Source organism: Pseudofrankia sp. EUN1h, from assembly GCF_001854645.1.
In the GTDB taxonomy this organism is placed as follows: Bacteria; Actinomycetota; Actinomycetes; order Frankiales; family Frankiaceae; genus Pseudofrankia; species Pseudofrankia saprophytica.
The window spans coordinates 1-1,049 of record NZ_MBLN01000039.1; the positions used below are offsets into that span (position 1 = coordinate 1).

General features: G+C 59.3%; 2 protein-coding genes. Both read right to left on the bottom strand.

The genetic code is table 11. The features are described from left to right. The coding region (locus tag BCD49_RS44590; protein WP_206744928.1) for a hypothetical protein at positions 1-239 on the bottom strand (239 nt) is incomplete at its 3' end. Further along, a partial coding sequence (locus BCD49_RS40470) for a PfkB family carbohydrate kinase (protein ID WP_131803421.1) occupies positions 239-1,049 on the bottom strand: 811 nt, incomplete at its 5' end. The genes BCD49_RS40470 and BCD49_RS44590, both read right to left, overlap by 1 nt.

The window sequence follows — 1,049 nt, forward strand, 5'->3', positions numbered from 1 at the left end:
GGGGCAAAGGAGTCGGTATCGCCGGAGATGTAGATTATGTCGAACTCTCGCGGATCTTGCCTTGATACCCAGGCGGAAATCTGCTGGGGCGTCATCGACCAATATGAATCGTAGTCAACATGGACGTAGCAGAACGGACAGTTGTACGTGCAGTACCGGTTAGCGTGGAGCGGTCCCAGCGAGAGCATGATTCTCTGCTCGAAAATCTCGAATGGTCTGACCCTGGACGCGTCGGCCATCAGCCTGACACCTCCTGCTTGGGCGACCTGTTCTGGTTCAAGACTTTGCCCACCCTACCCGCAACTTGTTCTGCCGCTTCGACCAGAGATGCGCCGTCAAGCGGGCCTAGTTGGCGGACTTTCGCTCCGGCAAGTGCAGATCCAAGGCGGGCGCCTGCGATTGCGCGAAGGAGCGGAGAAGCGAGGAAGGCAAGGAATCCGGCTGTAAACGTAGCGCCGGCACCAGAAGCATCCATTATATCGGCGGCGGGTACCGTATCAGAGGGCACGGTACTTACGTAAGTGTCGCCGCTGTGATCCTGGAAGAAGATGGAAGCGGAGTCGTGCCGCCGGACCACTAGGTACCGAACGCCGGTCCGCATCAGTCGGAGGATCCGATCCGCGACGACCGGCTCATCTTCGACGCGTAGTTGTCCTCCTAGCGCAGACAACTGCCGTGCATTGAGATGGAGCACGTTTGCGCAGCCGATCAGGCGCTCGGCGGCTGGAGCAAGGTCGACAGCCCAGTAGTGCCCGGGGTCAAGCGATACGACCAACTGGTCGGATAACGAGATGGCGCGCTCAATAGCGGTTGCGACAAGCTCGGGAACCTCGGGGTCCAAGATGGACGAGATATGGATGAACTCGAAGGAGGAAATGTAGGGTGGAAGGTCACTCTCGCGGCTCACTAGGTACTCGGAGACCTCGCTGCTGGTTCCGACCGATGTGAGGAGTGTTCGGTCGCCGTCAGCGGTGAAACCAATCGATCGTGCCGGCTCATGCTCGCTGAGCCGCAAGAACTCGGTATCAACACCCAGGTGCTCCAGGCAG